The sequence below is a fragment of the Segatella copri genome, assembly GCF_019127135.1.
In the GTDB taxonomy this organism is placed as follows: Bacteria; Bacteroidota; Bacteroidia; order Bacteroidales; family Bacteroidaceae; genus Prevotella.
This window is the reverse complement of the sequence record NZ_JAHOEA010000015.1, coordinates 1-19593: the sequence shown is the minus strand read 5'-3', so window position 1 is coordinate 19593 and position 19593 is coordinate 1. Positions and strand designations below refer to the sequence as shown.

The 19593-nt window shown below is 45.7% G+C and carries 9 protein-coding genes and 1 pseudogene; 1 reads left to right on the top strand and 9 read right to left on the bottom strand.

Annotation, left to right across the window (positions count from 1 at the left end; translation table 11 throughout):
* Window positions 1–5: 5 nt before the first annotated feature.
* The 9 genes and pseudogenes from KSW37_RS05915 to KSW37_RS05880 all read right to left on the bottom strand — a co-directional run bounded on the left by KSW37_RS05915 (window position 6) and on the right by KSW37_RS05880 (window position 17271).
* Window positions 6–3312, bottom strand: a pseudogene (locus tag KSW37_RS05915) (SusC/RagA family TonB-linked outer membrane protein).
* A 213-nt stretch (window positions 3313–3525) separates the two neighbouring features.
* Window positions 3526–3654, bottom strand: coding sequence for a hypothetical protein (locus KSW37_RS16120; protein ID WP_259326356.1), 129 nt, complete (start codon window positions 3652–3654; stop codon window positions 3526–3528).
* Between the two features lie 396 nt (window positions 3655–4050).
* A complete protein-coding gene (locus KSW37_RS05910) occupies window positions 4051–6240 on the bottom strand; it encodes a glutamine synthetase III family protein (RefSeq protein ID WP_217313630.1) in 2190 nt (729 codons plus the stop codon).
* Window positions 6241–6397: 157 nt separating this feature from the next.
* On the bottom strand, window positions 6398–7726 hold the full coding sequence (locus KSW37_RS05905) for a toxin-antitoxin system YwqK family antitoxin (protein WP_217313629.1): 1329 nt from the start codon (window positions 7724–7726) through the stop codon (window positions 6398–6400).
* A 329-nt stretch (window positions 7727–8055) separates the two neighbouring features.
* The gene (locus KSW37_RS05900; RefSeq protein ID WP_217313628.1) at window positions 8056–9996 is read right to left on the bottom strand and encodes an alpha-L-arabinofuranosidase C-terminal domain-containing protein; all 1941 of its coding nucleotides are present in this window, start codon (window positions 9994–9996) and stop codon (window positions 8056–8058) included.
* 153 nt (window positions 9997–10149) lie between these two features.
* A complete protein-coding gene (locus tag KSW37_RS05895; RefSeq protein ID WP_217313627.1) occupies window positions 10150–13419 on the bottom strand; it encodes a glycoside hydrolase family 2 TIM barrel-domain containing protein in 3270 nt (1089 codons plus the stop codon).
* An 87-nt stretch (window positions 13420–13506) separates the two neighbouring features.
* A complete protein-coding gene (locus tag KSW37_RS05890; protein ID WP_254368563.1) occupies window positions 13507–14712 on the bottom strand; it encodes a glycoside hydrolase family 88/105 protein in 1206 nt (401 codons plus the stop codon).
* Window positions 14713–14752: 40 nt separating this feature from the next.
* On the bottom strand, window positions 14753–16003 hold the full coding sequence (locus tag KSW37_RS05885) for a DUF2264 domain-containing protein (protein ID WP_437183109.1): 1251 nt from the start codon (window positions 16001–16003) through the stop codon (window positions 14753–14755).
* A 149-nt stretch (window positions 16004–16152) separates the two neighbouring features.
* Window positions 16153–17271: a glycoside hydrolase family 43 protein gene (locus KSW37_RS05880; protein WP_217313625.1), complete on the bottom strand. Its 1119-nt coding sequence runs from the start codon at window positions 17269–17271 to the stop codon at window positions 16153–16155.
* 410 nt (window positions 17272–17681) lie between these two features.
* Between KSW37_RS05880 and KSW37_RS05875 the strand changes: the two genes are divergently transcribed.
* The gene (locus KSW37_RS05875) at window positions 17682–19034 is read left to right on the top strand and encodes an ATP-binding protein (protein WP_217313624.1); all 1353 of its coding nucleotides are present in this window, start codon (window positions 17682–17684) and stop codon (window positions 19032–19034) included.
* Window positions 19035–19593: the final 559 nt, after the last annotated feature.

Below are 19593 nucleotides of genomic sequence, written 5' to 3'. Positions count from 1 at the left end.
TATAATTAAAGTCCAAGTTTCAATGTAAGAGTAAACTGCTTTGGCATTGGTGAAGCCACACCACCCGCATTCATAAACTCAGGATCCTGACCGTTCAGCTTCTTGTCTGCATAGAGCAGCATGAGGTTGGTAGCCTGAAGCTTCAATGAGATGTTGTTCACTGGTGATTTTTCAAACCAGCGGTGTGGGAAGTCGTATGCCAGTGAAATTTCCTTCAAGCGGATGAAGTCACCCTTGGCTGTGCGAACAGATGTATAGTTGTAAGCATTGTAGGCAGTAGCAAGCAATGTGCTGTTCTGCTCATACTCATAACGGCTCACTACACCAGGCACATTGGTAACATTCTCATCACCAGGCTGCATCCAGCGGTTCTTGAAATCGTGGGTCATAGAGGTCAAGTCGTTATACTTGGCACTGAAAGCCGGGTCAAGACGAACCACGTTGCCGAAGGCGTATGTAAGGAATACGTTCAGATGGAAGCCCTTATAATTAAAGGTGTTACCCAAAGAACCATTGTAAACTGGGTCTGTAGAACCCTCGTAAATCAGATAATCTGTATTGTCACGCTCCTGGAAGTTGAGGTTACCCACGGTAGCCTGGCCCTTCTCATTGATGCATACTGGATAACCCTTCTCATTGATGCCCACGAATGGGATTGAGAACAAGGCACGGGCTGGATAACCCTGCTTGGCAAAACCGTTACCCTGAACCAGGTCGATAACGCGACCCTGATTGTAGAGGTCAGTAATCTCTGTACGGTTGTGAGAATAAATCAGACTGGTCTGCCAGCTGAAATCCTGGGTCTTGATATTGGTAGAAGAGATACTCAACTCCTCACCCCATGACTTCATGGAACCTACATTGGCATAAGCGGTGCCATAGAGCTGGGTAACAGTAGGAGCAATCTCATCGAAGTTGCGACGCTGATATACATCGAAGGTCACATTCAGACGGTTGTTGAAGAAACCTGCATCCACACCGAAGTTGAACTCGTGCTTCTTCTCGTAAGTAAGCTCATCATTACCGAGTGCTGCTACCACAAATCCCAACTCCTTGTCGGTAGTTGTAGGACGGTAAGGGGTATTCATAGAGAGCTTGGTAAGTGCATTGCAGTAAGCTGCATCTGGAGGAGTACCAGTCAAACTGTAAGACACACGGAAGGTGAGGCTTGACAATGGCTGAAGCTTAGGGAAGAAGCTCTCCTCGTGTACGTTCCATGCACCTGACAGGTTCCATGTAGGCATCCAACGTGCCTTGGTGGTACGACCCATCTGGTTAGAACCTTCATAGCGGAATGTTCCGTTCACTACATACTTGCCGTTGAAAGAATAGGTTGCATTGGCATAGAATGCGGCACTACGTGAATCGGTGTTGCGCAAGCTGTAATAGTTTGAGTTCTCCTGGTCCAACTTCTTGAAATAGAGATACTCGAAGTAAGCGGTCTCACCACGGTAGTTCATACCCCAGCCGTTAAACCAGCTGCGGTTACGGCTGATGCTGGTAGTTTCGAGACCACCAAAGAGGTTGACGATGTGCTTCTGCGCAAAAGTATGGTTGTAGTTGACTGTGGCACGGAAGTCATAGTCCAACATACGGTTCTCTGTACGCTGATAGATACCACCCTGCTTCAATACTGATACTGGCAAGGCATAGAGGTCGTCCTTATCAGTGAAGAGCAGCTTGTTGGCATCACGGATCAGTGCGTTGTCCATGGCGCGATAAGCCAAAGCCTGGTTGGAATCTTCCAGAATGTTGTGCTCCTGTGAAGAAGTGCTATACTTGATGGCACCCAGGGTAGCGAACTCAAGATCCTTGAATGGCTTCCACTTCAACTCCAACTGGAACTTGGCATCAGCCACGTTCAGGTCGATGTAGTTGCTCTCCAACTCATGCAGGATGTTGAATGCTGCATAGTTGGCATGATAATAAGTATAAGGATCGAGCGCACGTGATGTGTTCAGGGCGTAAGAATATGGGTTGATATCGAAGTCACGCTTCACCTGACCTGATACTACATCCACATCCTGTCCCAAAGTTCCTGGAGCTCTCTGCTTACGGTAAGAACCACCACCAATCAAGTTGACAGAAAGATTATCAAGAATATGATGAGTCATATTCATGCTCACGGTATAACGGTTCACCTTGCTATCCTTGTACCATCCTGGGTCAACCATAGCAGAAAGTGAAGCATAATAGTTACTCTTCTCGGTACCACCGCTCAAGCTTACAGAGTGGTTCTGCATGATGGCAGAAGAGAAAAGCTGCTTGAACCAGTTGGTATTGCGATACTCAGCCTGCTGGAGATAAGCATTCTGAGACTCCTGATTGTTGGCAAGTCCGAACATACCAGAAGTACTGTTGTAGGTATTGATGAGCTCATACATCTTTCCATATACACCATAGTCGCTACCATTGAGAATATCTGAAAGATTGAGCCATCCCTTATCCCTCAACTCCTTGTAGATGGCCATCTGGTCCTGAGAGTTGAGAATATCAAAATTGCCATAAGATGGAATCAGACGGGTGGTAAACTCACCGGTATAGTTCAGATGAGCCTGTCCCTGCTTACCCTTCTTGGTAGTAACGACGATGACACCTGCCATCGCACGCGCACCATAAATAGAGGTAGCAGAACCATCCTTCAGAATCTGGAAACTCTCGATATCATCAGAGTTCAAGCCTGCGATGGCAGAAGAGATCAGGGTCTCCGGGTCACCGGAAGCCAAATCATCTGCGCTCACATCGGATACATCCTCCATGATAACGCCATCCACTACCCAAAGAGGTTTTGAAGAACCATAGATAGATGTTGCACCACGCACACGAATCTTTGGAGCAGAACCAAAGGTACCACTCACGTTCTGCACAGACACACCGGCAGCACGGCCTTCCAAAGAACGGCTGATGTCGGCAACACCATTCAATTTTGCTTCCTCGGCATTTACACGGTCGGTAGCACCGGTAAATAAGCGTCGGTCTGTTTTCTGTAAACCAGTAACAACTACCTCCTGCAACTGTGCTTCTGGATGAAGCACCACCTTCATGTGGGCAGAGGCAAGCACTGTCTGACTTTTCATTCCCACGTAACTAAACACGAGTTTAGTTCCATTAGGAACATTCAGTTTAAAGTTACCGTCAATATCTGTGACTGTACCCTTAGTGGCTGCCCCCCCCAGAAATTAAAACAGAGGCACCAATAATCGGTTCGTTGTCATCCGCAGATATTACGGTTCCAGATACGTCAATCTGGGCAAACGCTGCTCCGATGCTCATCAAGAGACAAACAAAGAAGAGCGAGAGTCTTTTTTCCATAATTTCTCGTCTTATTTTAAATTATTTTATAATAATGTGATATCGGCTGCAAAATTACAACAAAAATATGAAATATTATCTTTTTTTGCATAAAATCTGCAAAAATATCCTATTTTTCCTGTTTTTTGTAAGACAAATCGAGAAATTAATAAAAAATAGATAGCACAAAGCCACAACAGGGCAACAAAGTATCATCTTATCATTATTCATTCGTTAAAAGCAAAAAGTATGCTGAGTGCCTTCCTTCACCATGATACCCTTTTCGCAGAAATGGTTGAGCCACTTCTGAGCCATGTATGGAGTCAAGCCGAAGTGGATGCAAATGTCGTATTTCAGTTCCATATTTCTTGTTGTTTGATGGTTCGTTGTTTTCTATATTCTTTGTCTTCTATGAAAGATGATGCAAATATATATAATGATGATGCAAATCATATATAATAATGTGATAACTTGTATCTTTTGGTGTAAACTATTAGGTTTATTTAAACATTGGTATATGTCATGTGATTATACGGCATTTGTCATACGACCGTATGATAAGTGTCGTATAATCGCATGACAAATGTCACGCAATCGATCTAATTGCTTCCTTGCATCGTTATCAAGCAACGAAACAAACTTCCTCACGTTCTTTATATTACTTTTAACCTACTTTACCATATTCACAGAACAAAAAAGAGTGCACTGTAATAAACAATGCACTCTTTTTTATTATCTCAATTCCTTATCCAGGAAATATTATCTGATGAACAGCAGCTCACGATACTTTGGCAAAGTCCAAAGTTCATCGGCTACGAGAAGCTCGAGCTTGTCTATCTGATAACGGATTTCCTCCATCTTTGGAGCTACCGTGTCGTGATATGCTACTGCCTTCTCGCGCTCGCTCTCTATCTTGTTGGCTACCTTGCGGGCATCTACCAATGCCTCAACACCACGCTCTATTGCCTCGGTGCGCTCGGCTATCTCACGGATAATCTTCACGTTGCGGGCGGTCAGCTTCTTGCCTTCCTCGCCACCGAAGATGTGAATCATACCCTCTACGTTCTTTGCCAGACGGCTCTGATAGTGGGTAGCCACAGGGATGATGTGGTTCATGGTCAGGTCACCCATCACACGAGCCTCAATCTGAATCTTCTTGGTATAAGTCTCCCACTTCACCTCGTTACGCGCCTTCAACTCGCTCTCACTCATCACGTTGGTCTTGGCAAACATCTCGATGCTCTCCTTGTCCAGATAGCGGTCGAAGACTACCGGGCAGGATGCCTCGCAGTCCAAGCCACGCTTCTGAGCCTCTTCCTTCCACTCATCAGAATAGCCGTTGCCATCGAAGCGGATAGGCTTGCAGGTCTTAATGTCCTCGCGTACAATATCTATAATAGCCGATGTCTGGTCCTCACCCTTTGCTATCAAGGCATCTACACGAGTCTTGAAGTCTTCGAGTGCCTCAGCTACGGCAGCATTCAATACGATGAGGGATGACGCACAGTTGGCCTCTGAACCTACAGCACGGAACTCGAAACGGTTTCCGGTGAAGGCGAACGGAGAGGTACGGTTGCGGTCGGTATTATCGATCATCAGCTCTGGAATCTCAGGGATATCCAGCTCCATACCCTTCTTGCCAGCCAGAGCAAAGAGTTCTTCCTTATCTGCCTTCTCGATATGGTCGAGCAGGTCGGTGAGCTGCTTGCCGAGGAATGAAGAGATAATGGCTGGAGGTGCCTCGTTGGCTCCGAGTCGGTGCGCATTGGTAGCACTCATGATAGATGCCTTCAGCAGTCCGTTGTGCTTGTAAACACCCATCAAGGTCTCTACGATGAAAACTACGAAGCGGAGGTTATCCTCTGGTGTCTTACCTGCAGCATGGAGCAATACACCAGTATCGGTGCAGAGACTCCAGTTGTTGTGCTTGCCCGAACCGTTGACGCCGGCGAATGGCTTCTCGTGAAGGAGTACACGGAAACTGTGCTTATGAGCCACACGCTTCATCAAACTCATCAGGAGCATATTATGGTCTACAGCAAGATTGCACTCCTCATAGATAGGTGCCAGCTCAAACTGGTTTGGTGCCACCTCATTATGACGGGTCTTGCAAGGGATGCCGAGTTCGAGTGCCTGGATTTCCAGATCTTTCATGAAAGCCTGCACACGCTCAGGGATGGTTCCGAAATAATGGTCGTCCATCTGCTGGTTCTTCGCAGAGTCGTGTCCCATCAGGGTACGGCCCGTAAGCATCAGGTCAGGACGAGCCGAGTAAAGGCTCTCATCTACCAGAAAGTACTCCTGCTCCCAACCGAGATTGGTCTGCACCTTCTTTACCTGTGGATAGAAATAGTGGCACACCTCGGTAGCCGCCTCACTCAGGGTATGGAGCGAGCGGAGCAATGGAGCCTTGTAGTCCAAAGCCTCACCGGTATAAGAAATAAAGATGGTTGGGATACAGAGGGTATCGTCGATGATGAACACAGGCGATGTAGGATCCCATGCAGAATAGCCACGAGCCTCGAAGGTATTGCGGATACCACCGTTAGGGAATGAGCTGGCATCAGGTTCCTGCTGGACAAGCAACTTGCCAGAGAATTCCTCAATCATACCACCCTTTCCGTCATGCTCTACGAAGGCATCATGCTTCTCTGCAGTACCTTCTGTCAATGGCTGGAACCAGTGCGTATAATGCGTTACCCCATTTTCTTCAGCCCAGAGCTTCATGCCGGCAGCCACGGCATCAGCGATGGAACGGTCCAGACGACTGCCGTTATCTATCACATCGATGAGTTTCTCGTACACATCAGATGGCAGATACTTGTACATCTTCTGGCGGTTGAATACATACTTGGCGAAGTACTCCGAAGGACGCACCTTGGGAGCCTCTACCTCTACAGGTCTTTTCTTAAAAGCCTCGGCTACAACCTCAAATCTCAAATTAGCCATTCTTCTTTTATTGTTTTATTAAAGTTTGCGGGTGCAAAGTTACGAAATAATTGGCTAACTGCTACCATTTCGGTCGTTTTTTTATGCATAATTCAAACTTTTCTTATTTTTTGCATACAAAAAGTTCTCCGTTCCATGCTTCTGCGAGGACAAAAGTCTATTTCTTCTTACCCGTCTTCCATTCAAAGACATAATCGATACCCTTGATCTTTACCTTGACAAAGAGATCGGAAGTCTTGCGGTCTGAAGTATAAAGATAGCCCGAAACCACTTCACCCGGATGGATGGTGGTACGCTCGAGATAGCCCAAATCCTCCGGCATCTTATCAGAATACTTCATACGATTGCCTGATTCCAGCTGCTGCATCTTGCAAATGCGGGTCTGGAAATCCTTCAGTGTATTAGATGTTCCTGCATCAAACACCTGTGCACCCAAGTTGGCATTCACATTATTTTCATGCTCTGTCTCCACAACAGCCTTGTTCTTGACCGAACGTTTCGCAACCTTCTTCTTGAACTTCTTGATTTTCTCATCATACTCATCAGCACTCACCAGTTCGAAATTCTTGCGCTTGCCACCCTTCATGTCATAGATTTCAATCTGGGCAGGGTCGATATCCACATTGATCATGCTCTTGTTGACAATGAACAAGCCAATCTCACGATAACCACCGATATTCTCATCTACCACCGAATTGCTGACACCCACAATAAGTCCGTTCTTGTTGTAATAAGGCCAAGCCACACCATTCTTATACTCAGTCACAATTTCATCCTGGGAAGGGACTTCCAAAATAGGCTGACGGTCGGAGAGAGAATATTTAGAATAATTTCCATCAGCATCTACAACAACATAGAATCCTTCAGAAACATCATTCTTGTAAGGAGTAAGGGTACAGACTCTGCCATTCTCAGAGAAAGAGGCACCAACACCTGTTTTCTTGCCCTCATTCATAAAGAAATGCTCCTTTACGTTACCATTATTAAAATAAGAGGTATATTCGCCTGTGAGCAAACCGGATTGATAGTTCTTCTGAGTCTCTACTTTTCCATTCTTGAAATAGGTTGTGACCGCACCTATAAACTCACTTTTTGCATCATCCTTCTTGTCGATGACAGCAAAACTGCCTTCCCCTTGCAGTTCACCGCTCATATAATAAGTTCTGAACTCCTTAGGTGCCGTAGTATCAGCAGGATAGAGTGCCAGGCGGTAATAAGTGGCGAAAGCCTTATTAGGGGTTACTTTCCAATTTTTATTGTAATAGATGGTATCGAGCCGGTCTTGCGGTACAGGAGGCGTTTCTGGGATACTGTCCACTTGCACAGTTGTCTGATTCTCCACTCCGGCAGGGGTCTCCTCCTTCTGGTTCTGCAACTTGCTTACAGGTTCAAACCTCTTCACGTGCTCTACCTTCTGAGCCAGGGCTACCTGTCCCAGAGAAAGAGCAATCATCATGATGATGACAGAATACTTTTCTCTAATCATACGTATATTGTTTTAAATTCTTAAAAATCTATCTTATTTTTTCGTTAAATTCATCATTTTCTGACAAACACATTGCAAAAATAGAAAAATTACCGTAAATGAGCAAATTTTTGGATATTTTTTTTCTTTAAAAGCACAACTGACTGAACCTTAGCCGTCTTCATCATCCTGCCTAAGCGTTTTTGTTGCCAGCAAAAGCCTAAACGTTGGTTTTTCAGGTTTATTTGACATCAAAAAAATCCCTTGCAACCGCTAGAGCTGCAAGGGATTCACATTATCCACTTATCTATTTGTACCTTAAGGATCTATTGAAGATTGGAGGCCGGCAATTAGAAACGGTATACAACAAAGCTGTTTGGCTTCATCTTCACGTTCAACACATTGCCCTGAACCTGTGCATCTGATGTAACAGGAACTACTACATTCTTGTTATCTATCTTGTTTTCTGCCTGGATATCATCAGCATGAAGAACAGTTACCTTACCTGGATTCAACTTCTTCAAACCATTGAAAGTTACATTGATTTCCTTCTCCTCCTTAGAGGTGTTGGCAATCTTCACGATGTAACTCTTGGTTGGCTTGTCGAAACAAGCTGTGGCATAGAGGCCATTCTCGCCTGCTACAGCCTTGCAGTTCTCGGTAAGCTTCAACACGTTGGTACCCTTGTTCTCGCCATAGAGCTGCTGAACATAGTAGTTGGCAGAACGGACAGAAGAAAGGTTATCAAACCAGATGAGGTCCGGACGCCACTGCCATCCCTCTACATGAGCGAAGAGAGGAGCGTAGGTAGCCTGATAAACCACATCGGCATTGCGCTCCAAACCGGTCATGAAAGCTGCCTCAGAAAGGGCTGCCTCCCAAGAGTTTGGATCATTCTTGGCATGAGCTGCATACTCACCGGCAAAGACCTTAGGACCCTTGCGGTCGTACTTGTCGTAACGGCTGGCATTGCTGCGGAACCACTCTGGGCTCTTGTAGTAGTGCTCATCCACCATGTCTACGCCCAACTTGCGCATCTGCTCCCAACCGTAGTCGAAGTCCTTGCCATCAGCAGATGGACCAGATGAACCGCAGATTTTGATTTTTGGATACTTGGCATGGATCTGCTCCATGAACTTCTGCAAGCGCTCAGGATACATAGGTCCCCACTGCTCGTTACCGATACCAATCTGCTTCAGATTGAATGGAGCAGGATGACCCATGTCGGCACGGAGCTTACCCCACTTGGAAGTAACAGGTCCATTGGCAAACTCGATGAGGTCGAGTGCATCGTCGATATAGCTCTGAAGATCCTTGACTGCTACATGTGCATTAGGATCCTTATCATCGTTCTGAAACTGGCAAGCCAAACCTACAGAGAGAATAGGTAATGGCTCAGCACCAATCTTCTCTGAAAGGAGGAAATACTCATAGAAGCCCAAGCCCAATGACTGATAGTAGTTAGGGAAAAGACGATGTGGGAAGGTATCTCTCCAGCGGTTCTCATTCAAAGGACGGTTCTCAGGAGCACCCACAGAGTTCTTCCACTCGTAACGGGTATCGAGGTCAGTTCCCTCTACGATACATCCACCAGGGAAACGGAAGATACCTGGCTTCAGGTCGGCAAGATCCTGTACAAGGTCGGCACGGAGACCGTTCCAGTTGTCCTGAGGGAAGAGAGAGATATGGTCGAGATCTACGCTCTCGGAACCCTTCTCCAGATAAACACGCATCAAACCCTTGGCATCGGTCTGAGGAGAAGTCAGGGTAGCAGTAAGCTTCTGCCATTTATTATTGGTGATGTTGATGACCTGCTTGGCAATGACATCATTCTTTGAATTGACGAGTTCTACGCGAATCTTGCCCTGCTTGCCATCGATGAGATGAAGACGGCCATAAACAGAGAAATCGTACTTCATATCCTTCTTCAAGCCCATGCCGAAGAAGCCACGGTTCTCAAGACCAGTCTGTTTCTCACGTGCGCCTGCGCTCTCAAGTGTTACATAATGAGGATTGCGGTCGAAGGCAGGTTTAACATCGCTGAGGGTTACATTTCCGAATGTATTCCATCCCATCAGGCGCTGTGGAAACTCGAAGGAACGGTTCTCTACCATCTCTGCATAGAGTCCACCATCGGCACCGAAGTTGATATCCTCGAAGAAGATACCATACATGGTAGGCTGGATTTCTGCTCCAGGCTTGTTAGCCTGAACAGTAAACTGATGCTGTGCGAAAGCTCCGAGTGAAGACATCGCCAGCAATGCTGCTGCGAAAAATTTTGCTTTTCTCATATTGTTCGTTATTTTATTTTTTAGGTCTGTACTTACACCTTATTAAATATAGGTGGTGCAGTAATTTGCTGCAAAGATAAAAAAATCCACCCCGAATGAGGTGGATTTTCTGTTTAAATATATTGGATTTTCGTATAAATCCCTGCTTTTCTACTATTTATCTAATGGAATGAGCACGAAAGTGAAGTTCTTATCGCCATAATGGAGGCGATATTTCTCCAAAGGCCATGCACCCCAAGAGTTCTCACCAGCCACACCAGAATGCTCTGCATCGAGGAAGAGATTGGTGAATCTTGACTTCTTCAGATTGAAACTGTGGCGCTGATCCTTGTCATCTCCATCATCCAGTTCTTCTGTGTCGAAGTGGATAGCGGAAGCATAGAATGGCTTGCAGCTCTTCACCTTGAATCCGAAGCCGGAAGCATCGGTCTGGTTCCACCAGCGCATATCGCCCTTGGTTCCACTCTCCTGTGGACGAATGTATGGGAAGTACTGGTTATCGGCATCATCGCTGTAGATTCCAATACGCATGCAGTCCTCACGGTCTGAATAGTTCTCGATAGGACCACGACCGTAATACTGGCTCTTGTCCATATCGTATGGCAACTGCATCAGCATACCGAAACGGAACAGATCGCTGACCTTGGCATCATCAGCAGCATCGAACTCCTGGCTTACCTTTATCGCACCGGTGTTAGGCATGATGAGATATTCTATTTCCAGCTCGCCCTTCACCTCTGGCATCTCATAGGTTGCACAGATATTAATGGTGTTTGCCTTCTTATCCTTTTCAACAGCTACGCCCTTCAGGTTCATGACAGGGTTCTTCCAAACCTTGAACTTCTTCTGCAGACCTGCACCGAAATCATTATCGGTAGGAGCACGCCAGAAGTTTGGCTTCAGGGTACCGCCCTCGCCGAGGAGCGACTTGCCACGATAGGTATATTCAGAGATGAGACCGGTTGTGCGGTTCACCTTCACAGTCAGATCAGGAGTAGTGACGGTGATATCCTGCTCGCCCTTCTTGTCGATGAGCTTAGCCTTCACCTTCTTGCCGTTCTGAGCCTTAGCCAGATTGTCTGCACAATGACCGCAGCACTTGCCTTCCTTCACAGCCAGCTGGGCATAAGCCACAATCTGACCAGCCTCCATCAGAGGTTCAGCCTTCTTCAGACGGAAATCGATGTTGAGGAACACCTCCTTGCCCTTTACCTTAGAAAGGTCGTAAGGGATGGTGAAGTTCTTGGTCTGCTGGGCAGCTACATCGATATCAGCGATGGTACCGTTCTGAGTCTCCAAGCCATCCTCTATCAGGCTCCAAGCTAAGGCATAGTTGCTCAAATCGCGGAAGAAGTTCTCATTGTATACACTTACTTCGCCCTTCTCTGCATTCACCATCTTAGTCCAGATGTTCTGATACTGGTAAGCTACCTCGTAGGCATGAGGATTGAGCTGACGGTCTGGACCGATGATACCATTGCAGTTGAAGTTGTTGTCGCTAGGATCGTAACTGTTGTAATCACCACCATAGCAGTATTCTATCTTGCGGAGTTCTTCATTGCTCATCTTCTCTGGATTCTTGATGGTCATCGGCTTCAAAGCCTTGCGATGCAAGCCCTGGTCGACGAAATCCCAGTCGAAACCACCCTGGAGGATAGGATACTTGCGAATCAGATCCCAGTAATCCTTCAAGTTACCGCCTGAGTTACCCATAGTATGGTTGTACTCACACTGGATGAGTGGCATCGGACTGTTAGGGTCCTTCGCATACTTTTCACAAGCACTTACAGGATAGTACATAGGGCAGAAGATATCGGTACCCTCGCCTCTGCAAGCCTGCTCATACTGAACCGGACGGCTCTGGTCCTGGCTCTTGATCCACTTGTAGGCCTGCAGGAAGTTATCGCCCATCACTGTCTCATTACCCATACTCCAGGTTACGACACTAGGATGATTGAAGTACATGGAAACATTGTGCTGGTTGCGCTCCATAATCTGCTTGGCAAACATCGGTTTCTTGGCAGCAGCATCATCGCCATACTGGAAACCGTGACTCTCCTGGTTAGCCTCAGCTATCATATAGATACCATACTCATCGCAGAGTTCGTACCAGCGTGGATCGTCAGGATAGTGGCAAGTACGGACAGCGTTGATATTCAGACGCTTCATAGTCTTGATATCCTGAATCATGCGCTCCATGCTCAATACGTAACCTCCGTCAGGGTCCATCTCATGACGGTTGGCACCCTTGATGAGCACAGGCTGACCGTTGACAAGGAACTGCTTGTTTTTGATTTCCACCTTGCGGAAACCTACCTTGACAGGAGTCATGCTAGCTGATTTCATGTTGCCATTCTTCAGCGCGCTTGAGAGGGAAACCTGCAGTGTATATAAATAAGGTGTCTCTGCACTCCACTTCTGAGGATTAGCTACGTTCATCGTAATGTTGGCTGTTCCATTCTTTGCCAATCCTGTAGCTGTAGCCACCTGCTTGCCCTCTTTGTCGAAGAGGATGAAGTTCAGCTTGCCTGTTCCCTTTACCTTGGCAGAGATGTTGAGCACACCATCCTTGTAGTTGTTTACAAGGTCAGGAGTAATACGGATATCCTCCAGCTGCAACTTGGCATCGCGGGCAAAGAGATAGCTTTCACGAGCCACACCGCTCAAGCGCCAGAAGTCCTGATCCTCATCCCAGGAACCATCACACCAGCGGAAGGTCTGGAAGGCAATCAGATTCTTGCCCTTCTTCAGATAAGGAGTGATGTCAAACTCGGCAGCCACCTTGCTATCCTCTGCATAACCGGCAAACTTGCCGTTTACATAGAGATAGATATTGGAAGTTACGCTACCGAAATGGGCTATTACCTGCTTGCCATCCCAGTTGGCAGGGATGTCAATGATGCGACGGTAGGAACCTACATGGTTATCCTTGGTAGGAACAGCTGGTGGCTGCTGGTCGAAATGTCCACGCCATGCAAAACCAATATTTACATACTCCGGATCACCGAATCCGTTCATCTCCCAGATGCCAGGCAGATTCATGGTCTTCCATTTGGAATCATCAAGATCTTCCTTGTAGAAATCGGTAGGACGCTGGTCTGCATTAGCCACCCAGTTGAACTTCCAGGTTCCGTCGAGCGAAAGGAAATACTTGCTCTCCGTCTTGTTCATGTGCAGGATATCCTTGCTCACGATCTTACCGTCTTTCTCTGAAACCCAGTCATCTGCCGGATAGGTGAAGAAATTGGTGTGCAACGGAAAACGGTTGATGGCATTCACCTGAAGGTCGTGCCATTCTGTGTAAGTTGGCTGCTGGACGGTCGTCTTATTCAACGACTTAATGGCAGCCTTCGGTTTTGTTGCGCCAAAGGTTGTCATAGCCAATCCTGCCAAACTTAATGTAGCGAATAGTCTCTGTTTCATGTTTGTCAGTTGTTATTAATACTATTTTAAATTGATATATACCTTAAATATATAGGGTTCACCTATACCTTATTATATATAGGCATCTTACTTGATGGCAAGATACTTATCATATTCGCATGCTGTGAGAAGCATGGCTCCCACACCGAAGTTTGCCTGAGAGTTGGCATCTACGGTCTGACCAGGGATGGCTCTCTCTCCGATAGGCTGAACATAACCAACCTTTCCATCAGGCTGAACGGCAGTCTCTGTCAGATAAGTCCAGGCACGGTCGATGACCTTCTTGTACTCCTTCTTGTTGAGATAACCATTGTTGACACCCCAAAGCATACCATAGGTGAAGAAGGCTGTACCACTGGTCTCAGGACCTGGAGCGTGCTCTGGATCCATCATAGAACGGGTCCAGTATCCTTCAGGCTGTTGAATATCAGCTACAGCCTTAGCCAATTTCTGGAATTTATCTACAAAGAACTGATAGTGCTTGTAGTCCTTTGGCATATCCTGAAGCACCTTAGCCAAGCCTGCAAGAACCCAGCCATCACCACGAGCCCAGAAGTCCTTCTTTCCGTTGGCACTCTTGTGCTTAGGATAAACATACTTGCCATCACGGAAGTAGAGGTTGGTCTCCTTGTCAAGCATAATCTCATCGGTAGTGAGAAGATTATCGTAAAGTTTGTCGAGAAACTTGGTATCGCCGGTCAGCTTATACATCTTAGTCATCACAGGCATCACCATATAGAGGGCATCGCTCCACCACCAGTAGTCTGTTGGCTGAGAATAAGCCTCGTAGTGCATCACCTCCTTGGCACGCTTCACCATATATTCTGATGCTGCGGCATTACCCTTGGCAGCCTCGATGTTATAGAGGTCGATATAAGTCTGGAAGCAGATCTGCCAGTCACCAAAGAGTACGTAATCCTTACCTTCGCCGTATGGCTTGTACTTCCACTTGGCAGGATTAGCCTCTGTTGCACCCGTCCAGTCGTTGTGTTCAGCCCAACGGATAGAGTAATCGAGCATCTTCTGATCCTTCAGCATCTTATATACCTCCATGTTTCCGGTATGATAAGCGGCATTATCCCAGAAGGCACGAACCTCAGGCTTGTTGTTGGCCTGCCAGTAGTTATTCACCTTAGTGATGAGTTCCACCACCTGCTCATGGTCCCATTTCTTGGAAGCCTTCACTTCCTTCTTGTTCTGTTTCTTGACCTTAGCGGTCTTCTTTGCTGGCTGCGCTGCATTCAAAGGCAAAGCCAAGGCTGCAGCCGCCAGCATCATCAATATCTTGCGCATAACAATCTATAAACTCTTAACTATAAACTCTTAACTAAAATTACCACTTGTCCTTGGTGACGATATCGTCCTTCCAGTGATGATCCTTAGGGAACTGCTGGTTGTTCCATGCCTTCACCTGAGTCCAAGGCTGTGCTGCATCGGTCCAGAAAGGATGGTCGGCAGGCAAACCGAGAGGCATGAAGGCGAGGGTTGTCATATAGAGCGAACCGTTGTTGGTATACCAGTCGGCAACGTTCTTCTGACTGTTTCCGCAGAAACCGATAGAGAGATAACCCTTCTCATTGAAGTTGTTCTCCTGGTCGAACATGCGATGAAGCACCTTGGTCAACGCTGCACGCACCTGACCGTTGCTCAAATCCTTAGGCAACTTCTGGTACCATGCCATCAGAGCCAGCGGCTGCATCGTAGCCATACGGTAAGGAATACTTCTTCCGAATGCTGGGAAGGTTCCTTCAGGAGAGATGAATCTTTCGAGAATGATGCTGTACTTCTGGCAGCGCTTCAACTCTCTGTTATAGTACTTCTGATAGTCGAGACGGGAATTGACCTTGGCATCTACCATCGCCTGGAGAGTTTCCAGATACATAGGATGGAACACGTAACTGCTGTAGTAATCGAATGCGAACGAAGGACCATCAGCATACCAGCCATCCCCTACATACCACTCCTCTACCTTGCGGCAAGCCGAATTGACGCGATATTCATCGAAATCGCCACCCGCCTTTGCCATGAAACTCTCGATGGTTGAAGAGAAGAGCAACCAGTTGGTATAAGGAGGGTCGATGTGGCGGAGCTTGGAAAACTCTGTGAGATAACGCTTCTTGGTCACCTCATCAAGAGGTTTCCAGAGTGTATCGTAAGCACGGAGAAAACTCTCTGCAATATAGGCTGCATCTACCAGATTCTGACCACCGATGCCCCAGCAGAGATAGTCAGGACTCTGAGGGTCTACAGCATTCTTATAAGAAGCCAATGCCCATTCACGCAACTGTTTGCGCTGTTTGCCCTCGGCAGTAGCATCATCCGGAAGGGTAAGCCAGGGAGCTACACCAGCCATCAGTCTGCCGAAGCACTCCATATAGAGCACCTTCCTGTTGCGGTTGTCGAAGCTGGGACTGAACTCAGTCTGCATATTCTTCTGTAACTCGCCTTTAGCCATGTTTTCCAAAACAGGCTGTGCCATCTTGTAGGCAAGCGAACACCAGTATTGGCGGTCGCTCTGCTGAGCTGCCTTCTTCTTGGCTGAGATTCCCATAAAAGGAACCAAAGCCAGGACGAGCGTCATCATGATACTTTTAAATATATAATTCATAGATAGTCGTAAATTTGTTTGCTGTTATTGATAATTGTAAGTTGAGAGTTGCCGGTAGCCTGAGCTAAGCAACTGCAAATATATGAAAATTAAGTTAGAAACAAGCAGAGCGACCGTATATTTTATTATTTTTTCAACACTGGTGCACCATTTTCCCAAGAAATAGGTACCCACAGGTGTCTGCTGTCACTCAAATGTTTTGGATTCCACATGTCTGCCATGAACACATAGTCGGCACCATGGAACATCTTCTTCTGTGCTGCAGTTTCCACCTTATATATAAAGGTACCCTGCGCACCGAAGGTTTTGTTGGCACCCTCGCCACGGCAAGGATTAGGCAACTGTTCCCAAGGACCATAGATATTCTTAGCCTTGAACATGCGAGCTGCATTAGGTGCCCACCCGGTACATCCGCTGGTAATCATCCAGTAGATTCCATCCTGCTTGAAGATGGTAGGAGCCTCGTTCTGTCCACCTGCTGCCACACGTACATAGCTGCCGTTATGCTGCATGTAGTCATCTGTCAGCTGTGCAATCTGGAGCGTTAAGTTATCCTCAGAAGAATAGATATGATAAGCCTTGCCATCATCATCGATGAAGACCGTCATATCTCTTGCCATCTGACCTCCAGCGAAGTCTCTCATCCAGAACATACCGCGCTCAATCTGCTTGCGCCATTCTGGAGTCCACCAGCTCTTCAGTTCTGGGAAGAGAAGCTGATGCTTGAGATCGGTAGTATCCGGCTTAGCGAAGCCTACAGGATAGATGCCCGGATTCACTCTACCCGAGCGAACGAACTTGAAAGGTCCGAAAGGTGTATCGCTGGTAGCCACACCATAGCGGGCAGCACCATATCCTCTGCCTTTCAATTCGAGAAGGAACCACATCACGAACTTTCTGGTCTTCTTGTTGTAGAGAACCTTTTGACGTTCAATGATGCATCCGCCCTCGATGTCGCTACCTGCTTCATTGGATACAGGGAGTACTAATCCATGATTCTTCCAGTTCTTGAGATCTTTTGAAGTAAAGCAGCTTACACCGAGTGAGCTGTAAGGCTTTCCATTCTCTGAGCGGCTTTCGCCATACCAATAGTAGGTACCTTTGTAGTTGAAGATGTTGCCACCATGTGCATTGATATGCTTGCCGGTATTGTCCTTCCACACGCCTCCGTCCATCGGAGCCTGTGCCAGAGTTGGGAGACACGACATCATCCACAACATCATTAATACGAATAATTTATTCATTTTGCTGACGTTATTATTAAGTTAGTGAAAACTCTAGTTGTTTATTTCGGTTGCAAAATTAGGCAAAAAAAACCTCAAATGGGTCTAATATTCGGTATAAAAGGGATACAAATCAGGAATTTCCATTATTAGTCGTGGAAATCTATCGTTTTTTCATACATTTCCACGACTAACAACTCATTTCTCATCACTATTCTGCGCGAAACGATGTTTTTACCCCATTTCGCGCAAAATAGCGTCTCATTATTTTGAGCGAAACGATATTTTTAGTATCTTTGCAGCCGAGATATTTTTGTTTTCGTGTAAATTTTACCAAACAATAATCTTGTTTTCGTGTAAATTTCATCTAACAATAATCTCGTTTTCGTGTAAGCATTGTATTTATCAAACCTATTTTAGAGAAGTTTATAATGAAAAGGAAAATATATGATAAGCTTGTCGAGTGGAAGCAACAAAGGAAAGGTGAAACCGCATTGATGGTGGAAGGAGCCAGACGTGTAGGAAAAAGCTATATGGTGGAAGAATTTGCCAAGAAGGAATATCGCAGCTATATTCTTATCGACTTCAACAGAGTCGGGGAAGATGTCAAACATCTGTTCGACATTTATCTCGACAATCTAGACATGCTCTTTATGCACCTGAGCATTTACAGTGGCAAAAAGCTATATCCTAGAGATTCACTCATCATCTTTGATGAAGTACAATTCTGTCCACGTGCACGTACTGCCATCAAATATTTGGTTGCAGACGGCAGATATGATTATATAGAGACAGGTTCATTAATCTCTATTCGAAGGAATACAGAAAACATTCTGATTCCTTCCGAAGAAGAGACCATCTATATGTATCCTATGGACTTCGAGGAATTCTTATGGGCAAATGGTGACGACATGATGATGGATTTCATCAGAAACCAATTTGCCAACAAACAGCCTTTAGGACAAGCCTTGCATCGAAAGGCCATGGATTTCTTTAGGCTATACTTGATTGTTGGTGGTATGCCACAAGCTGTCCAGAAATATATAGACACGCATAGTTTTGAAGATACAGACAGAGTAAAAAGGCAAATACTCACCTTATATCGCAACAGTATTTACGACTATGCAGGCAACTATGCAGAGAAGGTAGCAAGCATCTTTGACCAGATTCCTTCACAGCTCCAAAAGCATGAGAAAAAGTTCAAGTTGGCAGATTTAAGCAAGGATGCTAGAATGCGTGATTACGACAGTGCTTTTCTATGGCTAAAAGATGCCATGATTATCAATACGTGTTACAACACGACAGAACCGAGCATCGGACTTAATCTAAAAAGAGAAGACTCTAGTCTGAAATGCTATTTGGCAGACACAGGACTGCTTATCAGTCACGCTTTTGACGAACGAGGCATCATATCAGAAGAGTTATATCAAAAGATACTGAAGGACAAACTCGAAATGAACTCAGGTATGCTCATCGAAAATATTGTTGCTCAGATGCTCAAAGCCTCAGGTCATCATCTGTTTTTCTACTCTAACAACGACAGAGAAGACAAAGATTCAAGGATGGAGATAGACTTTCTCATTGCCAAAAGCAAGACCACATCTCGGCACAACATATCTCCTATAGAGGTAAAATCCACAGTAAGGTACACCACGACCTCGCTGACTAAATGTATAAAAAAATACGATAAGTATTTAGCAACTCCATACGTTATTCATGCAGCTGATCTGAAAATAGAAAACGGTATCGAGTATTTACCTTTATATATGGTTCCATTACTATAACGCACCGAGTCTTCGCTATGGAAGACTTGCTTAAATAACTATTAATTGATATTTATTAGTCGTGGAAATCTATTGTTTTTTCGCACATTTCCACGACTAATAGCAACTATTTCCAGTAACTATTATGAAGGAGAATATTATAGGCAGAGAACTGGAAACGATTTGTTTGAAAAATAAGGAAAAGCACCATTAAAACTGCCGAAAAAAATAACACGGACAAATTGAATTTGTCCGGCTCTTTTGTCCGGGCGCTTATAGCATATTGATAAACAAGTACTTACGAACCTCCGGACAATTTGTCCGGACAAATTCAATTTGTCCGTGTTATTTTTTTAGAGAAACCTACAAGAGGTTTAGCTCTTGCAGTATACAAAATGGTGAGTTACGCAATCAAAAACTATGAGTTCCGGGGCAAGAAACTATGAGTTAGATTGTTTAACATAAAACTCTAAAGCAGCCAAAGGAGAATAAGAGAGGTTGGAACGTAAACAGTTGGGAATGAGCAGATTTGCACAAAGTTGCCAAATCGCCATAAAGCAAGCGAGTGAGGAATATTGAA